This is a genomic window from Xanthomonas hortorum (assembly GCF_024339125.1).
GTDB classification, from domain to species: Bacteria; Pseudomonadota; Gammaproteobacteria; order Xanthomonadales; family Xanthomonadaceae; genus Xanthomonas; species Xanthomonas hortorum.
This window is the reverse complement of record NZ_CP101417.1, coordinates 178,049-196,352: the sequence shown is the minus strand read 5'-3', so window position 1 is coordinate 196,352 and position 18,304 is coordinate 178,049. Positions and strand designations below refer to the sequence as shown.

The window sequence follows — 18,304 nt, the reverse complement described above, 5'->3', positions numbered from 1 at the left end:
ATCGGGAATCGGGAGTAGGGAATCGGTAGGGCGCATCGCAGCAGCTGATCGTGCGTCGGCTGCTGAACGTTCAAGGCGCTAAGCTTTTGCGATTCCCCATTCTCGATTCCCGATTCCCATGACCTTAAACGGCAAAACCCTGTTCATCACCGGTGCCTCGCGCGGGATTGGCCTGGCGATTGCGTTGCGGGCGGCGCGCGATGGCGCCAATGTGGCGATTGCGGCCAAATCGGCGGTGGCTAATCCCAAGTTGCCGGGCACCATCCATAGCGCTGCCGAGGCGGTGACTGCGGCCTGTGGGCAGGCGCTGGCGCTCAAGTGCGATATTCGCGAAGAAGAGCAGGTGCGTGCGGCGGTGGCCGCGACTGTCGAGGCGTTCGGCGGTATCGACATCCTGGTCAATAACGCCAGCGCGATCTGGTTGCGCGGCACGCTGGACACGCCGATGAAGCGCTTCGATCTGATGCAGCAGGTCAATGCGCGGGGCAGTTTTTTGTGCGCACAAGCGTGCCTGCCGCATCTGTTGCAGGCGGCCAATCCGCACATCCTCACCCTGGCGCCGCCACCGTCCTTGAACCCGGCGTGGTGGGGCGCGCATACCGGCTACACCCTGGCCAAGATGGGGATGAGCCTGGTGACGCTTGGGCTGGCCGCCGAGTTCGGCCCGCAAGGCGTGGCGGTCAACGCGCTATGGCCACGCACCGTGATCGCCACCGATGCGATCAACATGATCGATGGCGTGGATGCCGCTGCATGTCGCCGGCCGGAGATCATGGCCGACGCGGCGCATGCAGTGCTTACGCGCGAGGCGGCAGGATTTCATGGCCAGTTCCTGATCGACGACGAGGTGCTGGCCCAGGCCGGCATCACCGACCTGAGCGGCTATGCGGTCGACCCGTCGCGTGCGTTGCTGCCGGATCTGTTTCTCGACTGAGTGCGGCGAACATCGCAGCGCGCTTGGCTGGATACGGAGGGCGGCCGGGGAATCGGCGTGCGGGGTACCGCGATTCGAAGGATGGTGGATGTGGCAGACACGCGGTCGCGTTTTGGAGTGTCAGCCAAGGCATGCGCGTCCTGTCAGTGAGCACAAAAAGTTCACAGTAGGGTTTGTTATCGTGCGCGGCTGAAAACGTTTCCAACAGGGATGTACCGCGCGTGTCTCCGAAGTTCCGTGTGCTTGTCCTGGTGGCTTGCGTGTCCGTGCTGGCGACCGCCTGTGGCGGCAAGTCGCAGCAGCCTGCAACCGGTGCCGATACCAAGACGACCGAAAGACAGCTGGATTCCTTGCAAGGCGTCAACGCCAAGCTCGGCGCCTACATCGACTGCTTCAACCGCGTCAACGCAAAAGTGCACGCCGGCGCCAGGTACTACACCGGCTGGATGCAGGACCCGTTCGCCGGCCCGACCGGTCGCGAATCCGGCATGACCGGTCCATACGATATCGACCACGACGACATGAAGCAGTGCGATGCGCCGGTCAGTGCGGCCGCTGCGGCGAAACCATCGCTGTCTGCGTTGGACAAGGCGGCACGCGACTATCGCGCGGCATTGAAGGCGCTGCAGCCGATCAGTCACGCGGTGGCCGATTACTACACGCGGCAGGACTACGAAGACGACCAGTTCGCCAAGGGCAAACAGCTGCATCCGGAGTTGATGGATGCGCTGGCGACCTACGCCGATGCCAGTACCACCTTCAGCGCCGAACTGGACCTGCAAAACGACGCGGCGCAACGCGAAAAACTCAAGATGCTGGAGCGAGGCGAGGGCCGCACGCGCGAGTACTACCGGCTGGCGATGATGCTCGACGCCAAGAAGATTGCCGATGCACTGGAAGAGGATCAGTTCGACGTGCTACGTGTCACCGCGCTGCTGGACGGCTTCAACCGTCTCTCCGATGAGGCGCATGCCAAGGTGGCCGACCAGGAGCCGGGCAGGCTGACCTGGAACAGCTTCGAAACCGCTGCAGAAACCTTCCGCAGACAAGCCAAGGCGCGGGTGAAACGCGTAGTCGAAAAAACGCCCTATAGCAAGCTGGAACAGGGCTGGTTGAATAGCCCCTCGCTGGCGCCCGAAGGCTCGTCGCGCAAGTTGCTCAACACTTACAACGCACTGGTGTCCGAAAGCAATCGTGAGTAAGCACTGCTGTCCTAAGCCATCGTTCGTGTGCCGGGCGATCGGCTGCGCCAGATGTCATTCGGCCGCACGCTGCGGCGCCACCTTCTTCAACCCATCAATGGAACGCAAGATGACCCATCAACTTCGTTATGCGCCGCTCGCCGCGGCGATGGCTTTCGCTGCGCTGCTTGCCGGCTGCCAGAAAAACGCACCCGCCGCCGCCGCGGTGGAAGGCGCCGACAAGATCAACGCCTACATCACCTGCTTCAACGGCGTCGAGCAGCCGATCCATGAGAGCTATCAGCAATATATCGGCTGGATGCAGGACCCCGAGGCTGGTCCGACCGGCAAGGAAAGCGGTATCCATGCACCGGGCACGGTGCTCTCGCATCACGTGGACGAATGTGGCGCGCCGATGACTGCGGCGTTGGCGCAAACGCCGGCCAACCCCGAGCTCGACCCGGTGGCCAAGACCTATCAAGAACGTTTCACCACGCTCAACGAACGTATCGGGGAAGCGGTGCGCTACTACGACCGCGAGGATTATCTGCGCGACGACGGCAAGGGCATGAAGGCGCTGCACGCGCCGCTGATGCAGGCCTATCAGGCATTCTTCGAAGCCGGCGCAGCCATGAATACCGCGCTTGAACATAATGAAGACACGCGTCGCCAAGCCCAGATCGATGCGATCGAAAAGGAAGAAGGCCGCAGCGCTTCCTGGTATCACTTGAAGATCATCGGCGAAGGCAAGCAACTGGTGCAGGTGCTCGACAACGACACGCCGGACCTTGCCGCAGCGCAGTCCCAGCTCGCGCGCTACCAGGGCATTCTGGAAGAGGCGCAGAAGGCCAAGATCGGGCAGGGCGATGCGATGTGGGGCCATATGGAACGTTCCGCCGACAAGCTTGCGCGCGAGTCGGGGCGGCTGGTCGAGCGTATCCGCACCAAGACACCATTGAACAAGAGCGAGCAAATGCTGCTGGAAAGCGGCTCGATGCCGCCGGGTGGCACACGCCAGGCAGTGCTGGCCAGCTACAACGATCTGATCGACATGAGCAACCGCATGTCGCATTGATGCTGTGCACGCGTCTCTGTCGCGTTGTGGAAGCGCATCGAACAGGTGATTGTGCAAGTTCCGAAGGCACCGCTATTTCGAGTGGTAGCTGAATTCAGATGTAGTCAAAAGTCCAGTCGGTCGAGAGCGCGGTGTCCTCACCGCTCGCGGGACACGCCGTGAATCCGTCCGTGGAGGCTCGGTGGCGGCATCCATGCCGCCATACGGTCCCGCAATCGGTGAGGACACCGCACCAGGACATTGGTCGGTAGCTGCGTAAAAAGCTGGCCGTCTCGCGAGTTGCATTGGCCTGCTGATGCGGGTCGCAGAATTACATGTGAGCCAGCAAAGTAGAAGCACGCCATGCATTGCTTGCACCACACACACCGACCATCTCGACGGGTCCTTGCCCGCTCACCGTCGCGGGACCTTACGCGGCATGGATGCCGCGTAAGAGCCTACACGGACGTACTTGCGGCGTGTCCCGCGCCGGTGAGCGGGCAAGGACCCTGCAGCCAACCTACAGATCAGCCGCTCCACACCTGATCCACCCGCACTGCCCAACCACTCCAAGCCACTCCAAACTACTCCAAGACACTTTAGCCGTTGGAGAGTTCCGGCAGCGGCTCTGCACATTGCCGGCAATACCGCGCATCCGGCGCATGGCCTTCCAGCCCGCAACGCGGGCAATTGCGGACATCGCGCTTGCCGGCGTGGCCGCCTTCGCGCAGCGTGCTGGCCAGTTCGGCGGTGTAGATGCCGGTGGGCACCGCGATGATGCTGTAGCCGATCAGGATCAGGGCCGAGGTGACGAAGCGGCCCAGCGTGGTCTGCGGCACCAGATCGCCGAAGCCCACCGTGGCCATCGTCACGATGGCCCAGTACATGCTGGTCGGGATGCTGGTGAACCCGTGTTGCGGGCCTTCGATCACGTACATCGTGGCGCCGGCGATCACGGTGATGGTGAGCACGCTGAACAGGAACACCAGCACCTTGCGCCGGCTGCGCCACAGCGCGTCCACCAGCTGCCCGCTCTCTTCGATGTAGCGGGTGAGCTTGAGGATGCGGAACAGGCGCAGGATGCGCAGCACGCGCACGACCAGCAGCGTCTGCGCACCGGGCACGAAGAACGACAGATAGCTGGGCAGGATCGACAGCAGATCGATCACCCCCCAGATGCTGAGCGCGTAATGCAGCGGGCGCCGTACCACTGCCAGACGCAATGCGTATTCGACGGTGAACAGCACCGTGAACGCCCATTCCAGCGGCACCAACCAGTGCGCCGAGTGCGAGTGGATGCGCGGCACGCTGTCGATCATGATCACCACCACGCTGGTGAGGATCGCCACCACCAGCATCAGATCGAAATTGCGCGACGGGCGGGTGTCGTGACGATAGATGATGTCGAACCAGTGCCGGCGCCAGCCGTCGTCGGTGGCAGGGGTAAGCTGAGGATCGGAGAAAGGGCGCATGCGCGCATTGTGCCGCAGGCCGGCGAATGCGCGAGAATGCGGGTTCTCCCTCCGCTTCTGCGACCCACCATCATGAGCACCGCTGCCGATTCGCCCCTGTCCTTCGCGCATTACTACCTGCCGGTCTACCGCCCGCGCCAGGTGGTGCTGGAGCGTGGACAGGGCAGTCGCGTGTGGGACGACCAGGGCCGCGAATATGTGGATCTGTCCGCAGGCATCGCGGTCAGCGGGCTGGGCCATAACGATCCGGATCTGATGGCTGCGCTCACCGAGCAGGCCGGCAAGTTGTGGCACACCAGCAACGTGTTCTTCAGCGCACCGCCGCTGAAGCTGGCCGAGGAACTGGTCACTGCTTCGCGTTTCGCGCAGAAGGTTTTTCTCTGCAACTCGGGCACCGAGGCCAACGAGGCGGCGATCAAGCTGGTGCGCAAGTGGGCCAGCAATCAGGGCCGCCCGGCCGACAAGCGCGTCATCGTGACCTTCCGCGGCAGCTTCCATGGGCGCACCCTGGCCTCGGTCACTGCGACCGCACAGCCCAAGTATCAGGAAGGCTACGAGCCGCTGCCCGGCGGCTTTCGCTATGTGGATTTCAACGATGTGGCGGCACTGGAAACGGCCATGGCGGCCGGCGATGTCGCTGCGGTGATGCTGGAGCCGATTCAGGGCGAGGGCGGAGTGATGCCGGCCGAGCCGGGCTTTCTGAGCCGCGTGCGCGCGCTGTGCGATCAGCACGATGCACTGCTGGTGCTCGACGAGATCCAGTGCGGCATGGGCCGCACCGGCACGCTGTTTGCGCACTGGCAGGAGCAGGTGACGCCGGACATCGTGACGCTGGCCAAGGCGCTGGGTGGCGGCTTCCCGATCGGTGCGATGCTGGCCGGCCCCAAGGTGGCCGAGACCATGCAGTTCGGCGCGCATGGCACCACCTTCGGCGGCAATCCGTTGGCCGCGGCGGTGGCGCGCGTGGCGCTGCGCAAGCTGGCCTCGCCGCAGATTGCAGAGAACGTGGCGCGTCAGTCGGCTGCGTTGCGCGCCGGTCTGGACGCGCTCAACGACGAGTTCGGCGTGTTTGCGCAAATCCGCGGGCGCGGCTTGATGCTGGGCGCAGTGCTGGCCCCGGCGCATGCCGGGCAGGCCGGGGCGATCCTGGATTTTGCAGCCAAGCATGGTTTGCTGTTGTTGCAGGCGGGGCCGGATGTCTTGCGTTTTGTGCCGGCGCTCAATTTGACCGATGCCGAGCTGGCTGATGGGTTGGAACGTTTGCGCCTTGCGATTGCCGAGTACGTCGCGCAGCAGTGATGCAGAGCTGCGCTTTCTGCGCCATCATGGCCGGCACCGCGCCGGCCATGATGGCGAAGGAAGATTCGCCGGCGATTCCCGATTCCCCAATCTCGAATCCCGGCTCTCCTACGCCACCCCATACCGCTTCAACACCCGCCGCAACGCACGCGCATCGCGCACCGTATCCGCGTGCAGGCCGGCTGCACGCGCGCCACGCACGTTGACGAACAGGTCGTCGAGAAACAAGGTGCGCGCGGCAGTGGCGTCCAGCTGTGCAAGCGCGCGCTGATACACCTGCACGTCGGGCTTGCGGCCGCCGAGTGCGCCGCTGCACAGCACGCGGCCCTGCAATAGCGGGAACAACGCAGGCACGATCCGCTCGATTGCCTCCACCATCAACGGCCCATTGTTGGTGAGTACCGCCACGGCCGTCGTCGCCGATACCGCCAGCACCTGCGCCACCACGGATGGATCTGCGCGGCATGCCGCCACGCGCGCGTCGATCCAGGTGGCGTGATCGATTACGCCGCCCAGCCCCCCGCTCAACTGCGCCAGGTAGTCCTGCGTGTCGATAAGCCCAGCATCGTAGGCAAGTTCCAGACCTTGCTCGAACAACACCTGCTGCACCCGTTGCGGCGTGCAGGCAGCTGCTGCAGCAAGTGCAGCCACGCGGCGCGGCCGTGAGTAGCTGGCCAATACGCCATCGAAATCGAGCAGTAACAGAGAGGGTGCTGCAAGCGGCATGCGCGGACTCGTGATGCGGCTGCGCAGCGTTGTCGATCTGCGACGTCATGGCAAGCATGCGAGAGCTGGTATGACCGTATGTGCGCAGGTGGGTGGGGACAGTACCTATTCAGATCGTTGAATTCGGCGGCAACCTACCCACCCGCGCTGCCCCTACCCTCCGCGCGGGGCTTGCGGCGGAACTGCGCTGGTTATGGTCGATGCATGCCGCATTTGCGGTGTCAGCCGGTCTGGGGGAGCGGCCCGGTCACTCAGCACGCCACACGCATCCAGGGGTCGATTGCATGCCTAAGCGCTTCAAAACCGATCAGCTGGCGGCCTCGGTCGCCGCCATTCTCACCACCGCCACGCGTCGCCACACGCTTGCCTCGATGACCTTGTTGCTGGCCGGCGCACACAGCCTGCCTGCACTGGCACAGGAAGCGCGCACGCTCGATGCGGTCAGCGTGGTGGGCACCGGTTCCACACGCACGACCGCGTCGATCTCGGTGGCCGAAATCCAGGCCCAGGTGCCCGGCGTGGCGCCGCAGCAGTTACTGGCGAGTCTGCCCGGGGTGAATGTGCAGACCACCGATCCGTTCGGGCTGTACGAGTTCGGCGACTCGATGACCATCCGCGGCTTCTCTGCCAACCAGATCGGCGTGACCCTGGACGGCATTCCGATCGAAACCTTCGACACCCGCGAAGGCGGGCCGATCACCCGTTACGTGTCCAGCGAGAACCTGCTCGACGTCACCGTGTCGGCAGGCTCCGGAGATGTCACCCAGCCCTCGTATCACGCACTCGGCGGTGCGATCCGCTACACCAGCCTGCCACCGAAGGGGGGCGATAGCTGGAGCGGCAATCTCACCCAGACCATCGGCTCGGACGATCTGGTGCGCAGCTTCGTGCGCCTGGATACGCCGGATTGGTGGGAAGGCGGCCCCAGCGCGTACCTCTCCGCATCGCGCACGCAGGGCGGGGTGTGGGACATGGAACCGGCCACGCAAAAAAGCGACCACTTCGAAGCCAAGATCCGCCAGGCCTGGGATGCGGGCAGCCTGACGCTGGGCTGGATCTACAACAACCGCAAGGACTATGACGTGCAGTCGTACAACTCCGACGGCTCGGTGTCGTGGGATCTGCACGAACGCATCACCGGCAATCCGGAAGTGGATGCAGAGCACTACAGCGAATGGCAGAACGGCCGACGCGATTCGTTGCTCAGCCTGCACGGCGATTTCCTGTTCAACGATGCGATCGGCTTCACCTTCACCGGCTACTACGAAAACAAGCATGGTTACGGCGTCGGCGGCACCCCGCCAAGCACCGCCACCGGTTTATACAACGATGCCATCGCCGGCACGCCGGGGCGTACCGATATCGCAATCAACGACCCCCAGATCGTGGATGCCAACGGCAATGTCACCAGCGTCGGGGCGATGACCCGGCGCGAAGAAATCATGGGCGGCGATCGTTATGGTGTGACCACCGCAGTGTCGTGGGAGACCGAGCACAACAAGCTCGAAGTGGGCGCCTGGTACGAGAACTACGACTTCGATCAGGTGCGCCCGCTGTACAACCTGGACCCGGCCACTGGCGCGTTGCTCAAGGGCTCGCTGCCGATCGTCATCTACTACGACAACCACTTCTCCACCGAGGTGAAGCAGCTCTACATCAAGGACACGCTGCGCCTGCTCGATGACCGGCTCACCATGGAATTCGGCGCCAAGGGCCTGGATGTCAAACGCGATTACAACGGCATCGCCAATCTGGACGACTTCAATGTCGGTGTGCGCCGCGATGTCACCATCAAGAACAGCGACTGGTTCCAGCCGCAGGTCGGCGCCAGCTTCCAGCTTGCCGAGGGCGTACAACTGTTCGCCAACTACGCAGAAAACTTCAGCTCCGCCCCGCGGCTGGCGTTGACCTCCGGTGCGTTCAATCCGGATATCGCGCCGGAAGAATCCACCAACATCGACATCGGCATCCGCGCCGAATCCAGCCAGTGGAGCGGCTATATCGCCGCTTACAAGATCGATTACGAAAACCGCATCATCGCGCTGACCGATCCGGATCCATTGGTGGTGGCACCCACCGTCTATGCCAATGTCGGCGACGTGCAGACCTATGGTGCGGAAGTGTCCGGCATGTGGAAGCCGGCGCCGGGCTGGCGGCTGGGCGCCTCGTTGACCTGGAACAAATCCGAATTCCAGGACAACTATTTCGGCCCAGTCAGCGGCAACCTGGTGCAGGTGGAAGGCAACGAAGTGCCGGATTCGCCCAAGGTGATGTTCAGCGTCAACGGCGGTTGGGAAGGCGAACATTTCTTCGTCAACCTCGATACCAAATACACCGGCAAGCGCTACGGGGACACGCTCAACACCGATCAGGTGGATGCCACCTTCATTGTCAACGGCAGCGTGGGTTATCAGGGCGAGGATGCAGGGTTTCTTGCCGGTGGGCGACTACAGTTGTCGGTCTACAACCTGTTCGACAAGGACGATGCGATCGGTGCGGTGTTCCCGAACGAAAGCTCCGGCTCGTATCAGTTGATCGCACCACGCCAGCTGTTCGCCAGCCTGGCCTACAAGTTCTGAGCCAGTGATGCGGCCGGCGTCGCTGCCGGCCGCGCCACTGTTTTTTGTCGGTCGTACTTGATCCATGACATGCAAGGACTACGCGTTGATGCAAGGCAACCACTCTGGGGCGATGACGCGGCGGCAATTGCTGGCGCGTATCGGCATGACCGCTGGCGGCGCGATGATGTATCAGGCGATGAGCAGCCTGGGCATGGCAGCCGAATCAAATTTCAAAGGGCCGCTGCAACTGGATGGCGACCCGAAGGGCGCCTCCGTGCTGATTCTGGGCGCGGGGCTGGCCGGCATGGCGGCGGCCTTCGAACTGCGCAAGGCCGGGTATCGCGTGCAGTTGCTGGAATACAACGACCGCCCCGGCGGCCGCAATTGGACGCTGCGTGGCGGCGACCGTTACACCGAACTGGGCGGGGCAACGCAGCACTGCCAGTTCGACCAGGGGCTGTATCTCAATCCCGGGCCGTGGCGCATTCCGCATCACCACAAGGCGGTGCTGAGTTACTGCAAGCAATTCGGCGTGGCGCTGGAAGCCTTTAATCAGGTCAACTACAACGCGCTGCTGCATAGCGAAAAGGGCTTTGGCGGCAAACCGCAGCGCTTTCGCGCAATCGATGCCGATTACAAAGGCCACGTGTCCGAGCTGCTGGCCAAGTGCACGCAGCAGCAGGCCCTGGACAAGAGCGTGAGCCGCGAAGACCAGGAAGTGTTGCTGGAATCCTTGCGCACCTGGGGCGCGCTGGATCACAAGTTCGGCTACGTCAAAGGCAAGGACAGCAGCGAGCGCCGCGGCTTTGCGCGTTATCCCGGCGGCGGTCTGTCCGGCAAGCCGGAATTCTCCGATCCTTTCAGCGTGCAGGATGTGCTGCGCTCGCGCCTGTGGACCACGCTGGCGGCCGGCAACAACTACGAAATGCAGACCACCATGTTTCAGCCGGTGGGGGGCATGGACCAGATCGGCAAGGCATTCGCGGGCCAGCTCGGCGATGCCATCACCTACAACGCCAAGGTCACCAAGATCGATCAGGACGGCAGCGGCGTGCGCGTGTCCTGGCAGGATGCCGCGCACGGTGGTGAAGAACGCATTGCCAGTGCCGATTGGTGCATCTGCACGATTCCGTTATCGGTGCTCAGCCGGATTCCAGTCACCGCCAGCGACGCAATGGCCACCGCGATCGGCCAGGTGCCGTATGCGGCATCGGTGAAAGTGGGCCTGCAATTCAAGCGCCGCTTCTGGGAAGAGGACGAAGCCATCTACGGCGGCATCAGCTACACCGATCTGCCGATCACCTTGATCAGCTACCCCAGCACCAACTATCACAGCCCAGGCAAGGGCGTGCTGCTCGGCGCCTATGTGTGGGGATTGGACGCTTACCAGTTCACCTCGATGACCCCGGAGCAGCGCGTGCGCAAGGCGGTCGAATACGGCACGCAATTGCATCCGCAATATCCACGCGAATTCGAGAACGGCATTTCGGTCGGTTGGCACCGCGTGCCGTTCACGCATGGCTGTTTCGGCATGTGGAGCGAGCAGGCGCGTGCCGAGCACTACACGCCGTTGTGCCAGATCGACGGGCGCCTGGCGCTGGCCGGTGAGCACGTGTCCTATATTCCGGCCTGGCAGGAAGGTGCGATCTTGTCCGCGCACGATGTCGTGGGCCGTCTGCATCGCAAAGTGCTGGCCGGAGGAGGGCGCGCATGAGCCTGTTGTCACGCTTGGCCGCTGCCACGTTCGCCGTTGCGATGGCTGCATTGCTGCTGCCACCGGGCGCGTACAACGCGCAGGCGCAGAGTTCCGATGCCACGCAGTTGTTTCCGCAACAAGGGTTTGCCAAGGCATCCGGCCAGGATGTCTATCAGGCGATCTGCCAGGGCTGCCATATGCCGGCCGGGCGCGGCGCGCAAGGTGCCGGCGAGTATCCCGCGCTTGCAGGCAATCCCAAGCTCGCCGCCGGCCCCTACGTCACCATGATGGTGCTCGACGGCCACGCCGGCATGCCCGGTTTCGGTGAGATGCTCAACGACCGCCAGGTGGCCGAAGTGGTGAGCTATGTGCGCACCCACTTCGGCAACGATCACGCCGAGGTCGTCACCGCCGACGACGTCAAATTGCTGCGCCATTGATTCTTTCTTTCTCATGCAAGGAGTTGCCATGTTCCGTCCAGTGACCGCCGTTCTCACCGCCGCCATGCTGTGGTCCGCAGGTCTCACCGCCGCGCATGCTGCAGAGGTGATCCGCCACAAGATTCCCAATAGCGATTTCCCCATCGCTGCCGCAGTGGAAATTCCCGCCGGCAAGGCCACCGTCTACGTCAGCGGCAAGGTGCCGGCCGTGGTGGACACCAGCGCGCCGAAAGACTCGGCCGCTGCGTATGGCGACACCAAGGCGCAGACGGTCAGCGTGTTGAATCAGATCAAGCAGCAACTCGCAGCGCTGGGCTTGGGCATGGGCGATGTGGTGAAGATGCAGGTGTTTCTGGTCGGCGATCCAGCGATGGGCGGCAAGATGGATTTCAACGGTTTCATGGAAGGCTACCGCCAGTTCTTCGGCACCAAGGAGCAGCCCAATCTGCCGGCGCGCTCGGCATTCCAGATCGCCGCGCTAGGCAATCCGCTGTATCGGGTGGAAATCGAAGTGGTCGCCGTTCGTCCTTGAATCCGCATTGCCATTTTGTTGGAGGTTGTCATGAAAACTGCTCTTTCGCGCCGCACGTTTCTACGTGACTCCGCGCTGTTTGCCGGCGCTGCAGGCGCAAGTGCGCTGCCGCTGTTGGCCAGCGCCGCCGAACGCTCCGCCGCCATCGTGCCGACACCGGCGAGCGCGTTGTCGCCGGTGATGATCGGCTCCAATGAATTCCCGGATGGCCCGTCGGCGGCAGCGGTGAGAGCCATTGCGCAGATCGCACCGCAAGGTGGACGCTACCTGCGCGATGTGCAGATGGAACTGATGAATACCTTGGCCGCCGAGCTCAAGCTGCCGGTCGATCACCTGATGGCCTACGCCGGTTCCACCGAGCCGCTGGACTACACGATGCTGGCGTTCACCTCGCCCAGCGCCGCGCTCGTCACCGCAGATCCCACCTACGAATCCGGTTGGCGCGCCGCCACCCGCAATGGCGCCAATCTGATCAAGGTGCCGTTGCGCAAGGACTTCTCGCACGACGTGCAGGCGATGTGCGCCGCCGACGCCAGCCCGGGCGTGATCTACATCTGCAATCCCAACAACCCCACTGGCTCGGTGACTGCGCGCAAGGATCTGGATTACGCACTGGCGCACAAGCCCAAGGGCAGCGTGCTGGTGGTGGACGAGGCCTACATCCACTTTGCGAACAGCACCAGCAGCGTGGTCGACATGGTCGCCGCAGGCGAAGACGTGGTGGTGTTGCGCACCTTCTCCAAACTTTACGGCATGGCCGGCATTCGCCTGGGCTATGCAGCTGCACGCCCGGACCTGCTGGCCAAGCTGATGTTCTACAGCGTCAACAGCCTGCCGGTGACTGCCGCTGCTGCAGGCCTGGCCAGCCTGCGTGATCCGGCATTGGTGCCGCAGCGCCGCGCACGCACGGCGGCCACGCGCAAGGATGTGATGGCGTTTCTCGCCAAGCAGGGCTACGCCTGCACCGCATCGGAGAGCAACTGCTTCATGGTCGATGTGAAGCGCCCGGCTGCCGGCTTCAAGGACGACATGGCCACCCATGGCGTGTTCATCGGCCGCAGCTGGCCGGTGTGGCCGACCTGGTCGCGGATCACGATTGGCACCGAAGCGGAGATGGCACGCTTCAAGCAGGCGTTCGTGCAGGTGATGGCCGGCAAGCGCGGCCCATTGCCGCTGACGGAAGCCACCGCCGATGTGCAGGATCCGATGGATGCTTTTTTCCGGTACGCATGAGGCGTTACTCTGGTCACACCGGCGCATGCGAACGCGTTGGGGTGACCAGGCGCGCTGGGTGTCGCGCATCTTTATCGCAGGAGTGTTCCTTTGAAGCTGTTTTCGACGATTGCGGTGCTTGGACTGGTGCTGCTGGCACCTTCGGCATGGGCGCGTACTTGCGCGGTGACCATCACTGGCAACGATCAGATGAAGTTCGACCAGAACGCGATCAAGCTGGCGCCCGACTGCACGCAGGTGGACCTCACCCTCAAGCACTCCGGCAAGATGGCCGCCACAGTGATGGGCCACAACTGGGTGTTGACCAAGGCTACCGATTTTCAAGCCGTCGCCAATGCCGGCGTACGCTCCAGCATCGCCGACAGCTATCTACCCAAAGCCGACCCCCGCGTGATCGCGCATACCAAGGTCATCGGCGGCGGCGACAGCACCACGGTGAGCTTTGCGACCAGCAAGTTGAGCAAGGGCGGCGACTACACCTTTTTCTGCTCATTCCCGGGTCATTGGGCAATGATGAAAGGCACGCTGAGTTTTGGCTGATGGGGTCTGCGACATCGCCTGACAGGCGATGTCGCAATGCGCGCAGATGCGCGTGCAGCGCAGGCAGTGATACGCGCGCTCGGATCAGTTCGGTGCCGCATCCGAGCCAGTATGCGGATCGGCCGCCCGCAATAATCCGCGCTGCAAGGCCTGCGCCAAGGCGCTTTCGCGACTACGCGCGTCGAGCTTGCGATAGAGGTTTTTCAAATGGAACTTGACGGTGTTTTCTGAGAGGTGCAAACAGCGTGCGATCTGTTTGTTGGAATAACCACGCGCCAGTTGTGCCAGCACTTCCAGTTCGCGTTCGCTGAAAATATCGCCGGCCGGGTCTTCGTCGCCACTGAGGCGTTCGAGCAAGGCTTGAATGGTGAGCGCACGCGTGGTGCCGCCAACGGTATGCGGGTCGTGTTGACGCAGCGAGCGCAGCATCGCCTTTGCCGGCAGGCCGAGTTCGACGATCGCCTGCCAGCTTTGCGTCAGCGCCACATGATCCAGCGCGCTGTACAGATGCGGCAGGGCGGCGACCAGTTCGCCGCGCTGCTGCAGCACCAGGGCGATGCGCGCACGGGTGCGGGCGAGATGACACAGGTTGTCGTTGGCGAGGCAGGCGTGTTCGATCTGGCCCAGGATGGTCAGCGCCGCGCTGCTGCGGCCGGCCAGGCGATGCCAGCGTGCCAGCGCAAAGCCCATCGCCGCGCGGTCGCGCCAACGGTGCGCCGAGCGCAGGGTATGCGCCAATCCGGATTCACCGCCGGTGCGCGCGATCAGGACGTCGATGGCGGCATTGCCTGGATGCTCCAGCAACAGCATCAGGCGCCAGGCTGCGGCCAGTTCCGATAGCCGCATCAGCTTGCGCCCATGCGCGATCTGTTCGATGTGCTCGAGCAGCGCCAAGGCACTGCGCCCGCTGTGATCGCGCACGCGCTCCAATCCCAGTGCGGTGTCGTAAGCGGCCGCCAGCACATCCATTCCGCCGTCGTGTTGCTCCAGCAATTCCAGCGCCGGATGCAGCAGATCGGCCGCATCGTCGTGATGCCCGCGTTCGTAATGCAGTTGCGCCAGCAGGCAGTTTGCGGTTGCTTCCAGCACGCGATCCAGTTGCGGCGTGCGTGCGCAGCCACTCAGTGCCTGTTGGTAACAGGCCTCGGCGTCGCTGAGGCGACCGCGATAGAAAAAACTCTGGCCCAACGACAACAGCGCCTGGCTCGCACCCAGTTCGCTGCCGCCACGCTGCATCGCATCGCGTGCATTCAAGGCGTAGCGTTCGGCTAGTACAAAGGCGCCTTGCGCAATGGCGGTGGTGGCACAGATGCACAGCAGCATGCCGCGTCCGAGATGGTCGTCTTCGTCCAGCGCGGAGGCTTGTGCGGCGATCTGGGTCAGGCCATGCGGATTGCCGCAGATCTCATCGAGGCGATCGCGCAGTGCCGCCACCACCACGGTGTAATCGCGCTGCAAGGGCTCACGCAGTGCAGCGGGAAAGTCGCGGAAACGTTCCAGCAACAACCGCGCGTGGCTGAATTCGCCAAGCTTCGCATGCAGATGCGCTTGAGTGAGATTCAGCGCCGGGGTGTCGCGGATGGTGCGGTGTTCGAAGTGACGCAGCAGCGCGCGCACTGCATGCGTGCCGTGGGTCAGCAACAATTGCCAGGTGCCGGCGCGCGCGATGTAGCTGGCCGCCAGGTCGCCGCAATCGCCGCGCGATGCGTGCCGCACCGCTTCGGCCAGATACTGATGATCGCCGAACCAGCGCGCGGCGCGTTGATGCAGTTGCATGGCCTGGCCGGGATGCTCGCGATCGAGCAGCTGCTGCAAAAAGTCGGCGAACAACGGGTGATAGCGAAACCACTCGCGCTCGCCATCCATGGGCACCAGCAGGCCGTGGAAATGTTCCAGCCGCGCCAGCAGCCGGCCGCTGTCATCGCGCTGGCGCACCGCATCGGCCAGCGCGGCGTTGACGCGCTCCAGCACACTGGTGCGCAACAACAGATCGCGCGTGTCGGCATCCAGATCGTTGACCACCTGCTCGGCCAGGTACGCGGCGATCTGCGCGCTGCGCCCGGAGAAACGCGCGGCTACTTCCTGCTGACGTTGCGCGCCGCCTTCCAGCCACAGTCGCGCCAGATGCAGCGCCACCGGCCAGCCTTCGGTGTAACGCAGCAATTCTTCCACGACCGGCGCGGGAACCTGCGCCCCCAGCAATGCCTGCGCTTCGCGCTCGTCCAGCGCCAGTTGCGCGCTGCCCACGCGGCTGAGCAGCGCCTGCAGATCCAAGCGCGCCAATGGCAGCGCCGGTATGCGTCGGGTAGCCAGCAACAGGTGCAGACGTCCGCCGCTGTGTTCGACCAGGCGCAACACCAGCTCGTCGACGATGCCGCTGCCGAGCCGGTCGTAGTCGTCGAGAATCACGCTGATGCGCCGTGGCGCGGCGCGCAGCGCGCGGATCAGCACCGTCACCGCCTCGCGCGGGTCCTGATCGCGGTTATGCAGCACCGCTGCGCACAGTGCCTGATCCGCCCCTGCGCTCTGCAGCGCCAAGGCCAGATGGCCGAGGAAGCGCGCGGGGTCGGCGTCTTCTTCATCCAGCGACAGCCACGCCACAGCGGCGTGATCGCGCCCGCACAGCTGCGCATGCCACTGCGTCAGCAGGGTGGTCTTGCCAAACCCTGGCGGTGCCAGCAACAGCGTGAGCGGGCGGGCGTGTGCCTGATCCAGCGCAGCCAGTAACGCGCCACGCACCACCGCACCAGGGCGCGACAGCGGCGGCTCCAGCTTGCTGGCAAGCAGCCAATCGGGAAGAACGGAATCGCGCGACGGTGACGGGCGCGGAGTAAGCAACGCAACAGGCTTGAGCATGAGGCGAGGGCGGCCGTGGCAAGCGTCGGCAGCGCGCCGACTCGACGCACTGCAGATCGTGATGAAACAGCGGCGACGCACTAGCCGTCACCGTGACCGGCGACGACGACACATCCGCTGCTTCGAGGGTCCCCACCCATGCCCGTCCGTGGACACCTTTCAGAAAGGTATGACAGCCACAAGACAAAAGCAAAGTTTGCGGTGGTCGCTGCGCAAAATCACATCCAGCAGCGACCCGCATGAATGCGCCTCAGCGCGCCACTTCCGCAAATGCCTCGCGTGCCGCTGCAAGCGTGGCTTCGATCACCGCAGCGTCGTGCGCGCTGGACATGAAGCCGGCCTCGTACGCCGACGGCGCCAGATACACGCCCCGCTGCAGCATCGCGTGGAAGAAACGGTTGAAGGTGGTGATATCGCAGGCGGTGGCTTGCGCGTAGCTCTCCACGATCTCGTCGGTGAAGAACAGCCCGAACATGCCGCCGACCTGATTGGTGGTGACCGCGATGCCGGCCGCGTGGGCGGCATCTTCCAGGCCTTCGCACAGCGCGCTGGTCTGCGCGCTCAGACGTGCGTGGAAGCCCGGCTCCTGCACCAGCTCCAGCATCGCCAGGCCCGCCGCCATCGCCACCGGATTGCCCGACAAGGTGCCGGCCTGGTAGATCGGGCCGGAAGGTGCGATCTGCTCCATCAAGTCGCGCCGGCCGCCGTATGCGCCCACCGGCATGCCGCCGCCAATGATCTTGCCGAAGGTGCTCAGGTCCGGGGTCACCCCGTAATGCGCCTGCGCGCCACCGAGCGCGACGCGGAACCCGGTCATCACTTCGTCGAAGATCAGCAGCGCGCCGTGCCGCGTGCACAGCGTGCGCAGGTGCTGCAGATAACCGGCCTGCGGCGGAATGCAGTTGGCGTTGCCCACCACCGGTTCGATGATCACCGCCGCCACATCGGCGCCGATCTCGTCGAACAGCGCCGTGGCGCCTTCGAAGTCGTTGAAGGTGAGGGTGGCGGTCAGCTCGCTCAGGCCGGGCGGCACGCCGGGCGAGGTCGGCACGCCCAGAGTGAGCATGCCGCTGCCGGCCTTGACCAGGAACGAGTCGCCGTGGCCGTGGTAACAGCCTTCGAACTTGACGATGCGATTGCGCCCGGTGGCGCCGCGCGCCAGGCGCACCGCCGACAGCGTGGCTTCGGTGCCGGAATTGACCATGCGCACCATTTCGCAGGAGGGCACCAGTCGATTGATCGTCTCGGCCATGGTCACTTCGGCCGCACACGGCGCACCGAACGACAGCCCATCGCGGATCGCACGCTCCACCGCCTCGCGCACCGCCGGGTGATTGTGGCCGGCGATCATCGGCCCCCACGAGCCCACGTAGTCGATGTAGCGGTTGTCGTCCACGTCATACAGATACGGGCCATCGGCGCGCGCCACGAAGAACGGCTCGCCGCCCACCGACTTGAACGCCCGCACCGGTGAGTTGACGCCGCCGGGCAGCAGGGTCTGCGCCTGGGCGAACAGGGCGTGGGAGCGGGAGTGGTTCATGCGCGTAGATCCTTGAGTGATGCCGATGGGGCGGCGCTGCCCAACCACGGGCAGCGCACGCGCCATTGTCAGGCTTGCGGCCCCTATCCGCCTACCCACCGTGTGCCTGCCTACCCGTCGGAGCAGGCGGGTAGGGCAACGCAGCTGCCTATGATCGAACGGGACGGTATCGATGGTTTGGGGCATGAGCTGATGGCGGGTGGTCATTGGCGCTTCGATCCGGATGTTCAGAAAGTGTGA

Annotated in this window: 14 protein-coding genes; 10 read left to right on the top strand and 4 right to left on the bottom strand. The window is 64.1% G+C overall.

Annotation, left to right across the window (positions count from 1 at the left end; genetic code table 11):
- The first annotated feature begins 118 nt into the window (after positions 1-118).
- The 3 genes from NMB96_RS00835 (at position 119) to NMB96_RS00825 (ending at position 3,190) form a co-directional block, all read left to right on the top strand.
- Positions 119-934, top strand: coding sequence for an SDR family oxidoreductase (locus NMB96_RS00835; protein WP_115040904.1), 816 nt, complete (start codon positions 119-121; stop codon positions 932-934).
- A gap of 221 nt (positions 935-1,155) precedes the next feature.
- Positions 1,156-2,136: a YiiG family protein gene (locus NMB96_RS00830; protein ID WP_255085936.1), complete on the top strand. Its 981-nt coding sequence runs from the start codon at positions 1,156-1,158 to the stop codon at positions 2,134-2,136.
- A 109-nt stretch (positions 2,137-2,245) separates the two neighbouring features.
- A complete protein-coding gene (locus NMB96_RS00825) occupies positions 2,246-3,190 on the top strand; it encodes a YiiG family protein (protein WP_225970124.1) in 945 nt (314 codons plus the stop codon).
- A gap of 578 nt (positions 3,191-3,768) precedes the next feature.
- Here NMB96_RS00825 and NMB96_RS00820 read toward each other — a convergent pair.
- Positions 3,769-4,641, bottom strand: coding sequence for an ion transporter (locus NMB96_RS00820; RefSeq protein WP_006451203.1), 873 nt, complete (start codon positions 4,639-4,641; stop codon positions 3,769-3,771).
- 72 nt (positions 4,642-4,713) lie between these two features.
- On the opposite strand from NMB96_RS00820, the gene NMB96_RS00815 reads away from it, so the two are divergent.
- Entirely contained in the window at positions 4,714-5,940 is a 1,227-nt protein-coding gene (locus NMB96_RS00815; protein WP_043889413.1) for an acetylornithine transaminase, read from the top strand.
- 108 nt (positions 5,941-6,048) lie between these two features.
- Here the strand turns inward: NMB96_RS00815 and NMB96_RS00810 are convergent, their stop codons facing one another.
- Entirely contained in the window at positions 6,049-6,666 is a 618-nt protein-coding gene (locus NMB96_RS00810; RefSeq protein ID WP_023904991.1) for an HAD-IA family hydrolase, read from the bottom strand.
- 284 nt (positions 6,667-6,950) lie between these two features.
- On the opposite strand from NMB96_RS00810, the gene NMB96_RS00805 reads away from it, so the two are divergent.
- The 6 genes from NMB96_RS00805 (at position 6,951) to azu (ending at position 13,668) form a co-directional block, all read left to right on the top strand.
- Positions 6,951-9,245: a TonB-dependent receptor gene (locus NMB96_RS00805; RefSeq protein ID WP_023904990.1), complete on the top strand. Its 2,295-nt coding sequence runs from the start codon at positions 6,951-6,953 to the stop codon at positions 9,243-9,245.
- 88 nt (positions 9,246-9,333) lie between these two features.
- Positions 9,334-10,941 (top strand): flavin monoamine oxidase family protein, encoded by a 1,608-nt coding sequence (locus NMB96_RS00800; protein WP_043889412.1) that lies wholly within the window; start codon positions 9,334-9,336, stop codon positions 10,939-10,941.
- Positions 10,938-11,363, top strand: a complete 426-nt coding sequence (locus NMB96_RS00795) for a c-type cytochrome (RefSeq protein WP_023904988.1) — start codon at positions 10,938-10,940, stop codon at positions 11,361-11,363. Before NMB96_RS00800 ends, NMB96_RS00795 begins: the two co-directional genes overlap by 4 nt.
- 28 nt (positions 11,364-11,391) lie before the next feature.
- Positions 11,392-11,895 (top strand): RidA family protein, encoded by a 504-nt coding sequence (locus NMB96_RS00790; protein WP_023904987.1) that lies wholly within the window; start codon positions 11,392-11,394, stop codon positions 11,893-11,895.
- Between the two features lie 30 nt (positions 11,896-11,925).
- On the top strand, positions 11,926-13,128 hold the full coding sequence (locus NMB96_RS00785) for a pyridoxal phosphate-dependent aminotransferase (protein ID WP_023904986.1): 1,203 nt from the start codon (positions 11,926-11,928) through the stop codon (positions 13,126-13,128).
- A gap of 90 nt (positions 13,129-13,218) precedes the next feature.
- Positions 13,219-13,668, top strand: a complete 450-nt coding sequence (gene azu / locus NMB96_RS00780) for an azurin (RefSeq protein WP_255085933.1) — start codon at positions 13,219-13,221, stop codon at positions 13,666-13,668.
- 84 nt (positions 13,669-13,752) lie between these two features.
- On the opposite strand, the gene NMB96_RS00775 is transcribed toward azu, so the two are convergent.
- Both NMB96_RS00775 and hemL read right to left on the bottom strand, forming a co-directional pair.
- A complete protein-coding gene (locus NMB96_RS00775) occupies positions 13,753-16,524 on the bottom strand; it encodes a winged helix-turn-helix domain-containing protein (RefSeq protein ID WP_255085931.1) in 2,772 nt (923 codons plus the stop codon).
- Between the two features lie 250 nt (positions 16,525-16,774).
- Positions 16,775-18,064 (bottom strand): glutamate-1-semialdehyde 2,1-aminomutase, encoded by a 1,290-nt coding sequence (gene hemL, locus NMB96_RS00770; protein ID WP_255085929.1) that lies wholly within the window; start codon positions 18,062-18,064, stop codon positions 16,775-16,777.
- Between the last annotated feature and the right edge of the window lie 240 nt (positions 18,065-18,304).

Excerpts from the sequence above, each read along its gene's own strand:
- NMB96_RS00785 (WP_023904986.1), top strand. The coding sequence starts at position 11,926 with ATGAAAACTGCTCTTTCGCGCCGCACGTTTCTACGTGACTCCGCGCTG.
- NMB96_RS00825 (WP_225970124.1), top strand. The coding sequence starts at position 2,246 with ATGACCCATCAACTTCGTTATGCGCCGCTCGCCGCGGCGATGGCTTTC.
- hemL (WP_255085929.1), bottom strand. The coding sequence starts at position 18,064 with ATGAACCACTCCCGCTCCCACGCCCTGTTCGCCCAGGCGCAGACCCTG.
- NMB96_RS00805 (WP_023904990.1), top strand. The coding sequence starts at position 6,951 with ATGCCTAAGCGCTTCAAAACCGATCAGCTGGCGGCCTCGGTCGCCGCC.
- NMB96_RS00815 (WP_043889413.1), top strand. The coding sequence starts at position 4,714 with ATGAGCACCGCTGCCGATTCGCCCCTGTCCTTCGCGCATTACTACCTG.
- NMB96_RS00835 (WP_115040904.1), top strand. The coding sequence starts at position 119 with ATGACCTTAAACGGCAAAACCCTGTTCATCACCGGTGCCTCGCGCGGG.
- NMB96_RS00790 (WP_023904987.1), top strand. The coding sequence starts at position 11,392 with ATGTTCCGTCCAGTGACCGCCGTTCTCACCGCCGCCATGCTGTGGTCC.
- NMB96_RS00795 (WP_023904988.1), top strand. The coding sequence starts at position 10,938 with ATGAGCCTGTTGTCACGCTTGGCCGCTGCCACGTTCGCCGTTGCGATG.
- NMB96_RS00800 (WP_043889412.1), top strand. The coding sequence starts at position 9,334 with ATGCAAGGCAACCACTCTGGGGCGATGACGCGGCGGCAATTGCTGGCG.
- NMB96_RS00820 (WP_006451203.1), bottom strand. The coding sequence starts at position 4,641 with ATGCGCCCTTTCTCCGATCCTCAGCTTACCCCTGCCACCGACGACGGC.
- NMB96_RS00810 (WP_023904991.1), bottom strand. The coding sequence starts at position 6,666 with ATGCCGCTTGCAGCACCCTCTCTGTTACTGCTCGATTTCGATGGCGTA.
- NMB96_RS00775 (WP_255085931.1), bottom strand. The coding sequence starts at position 16,524 with ATGCTCAAGCCTGTTGCGTTGCTTACTCCGCGCCCGTCACCGTCGCGC.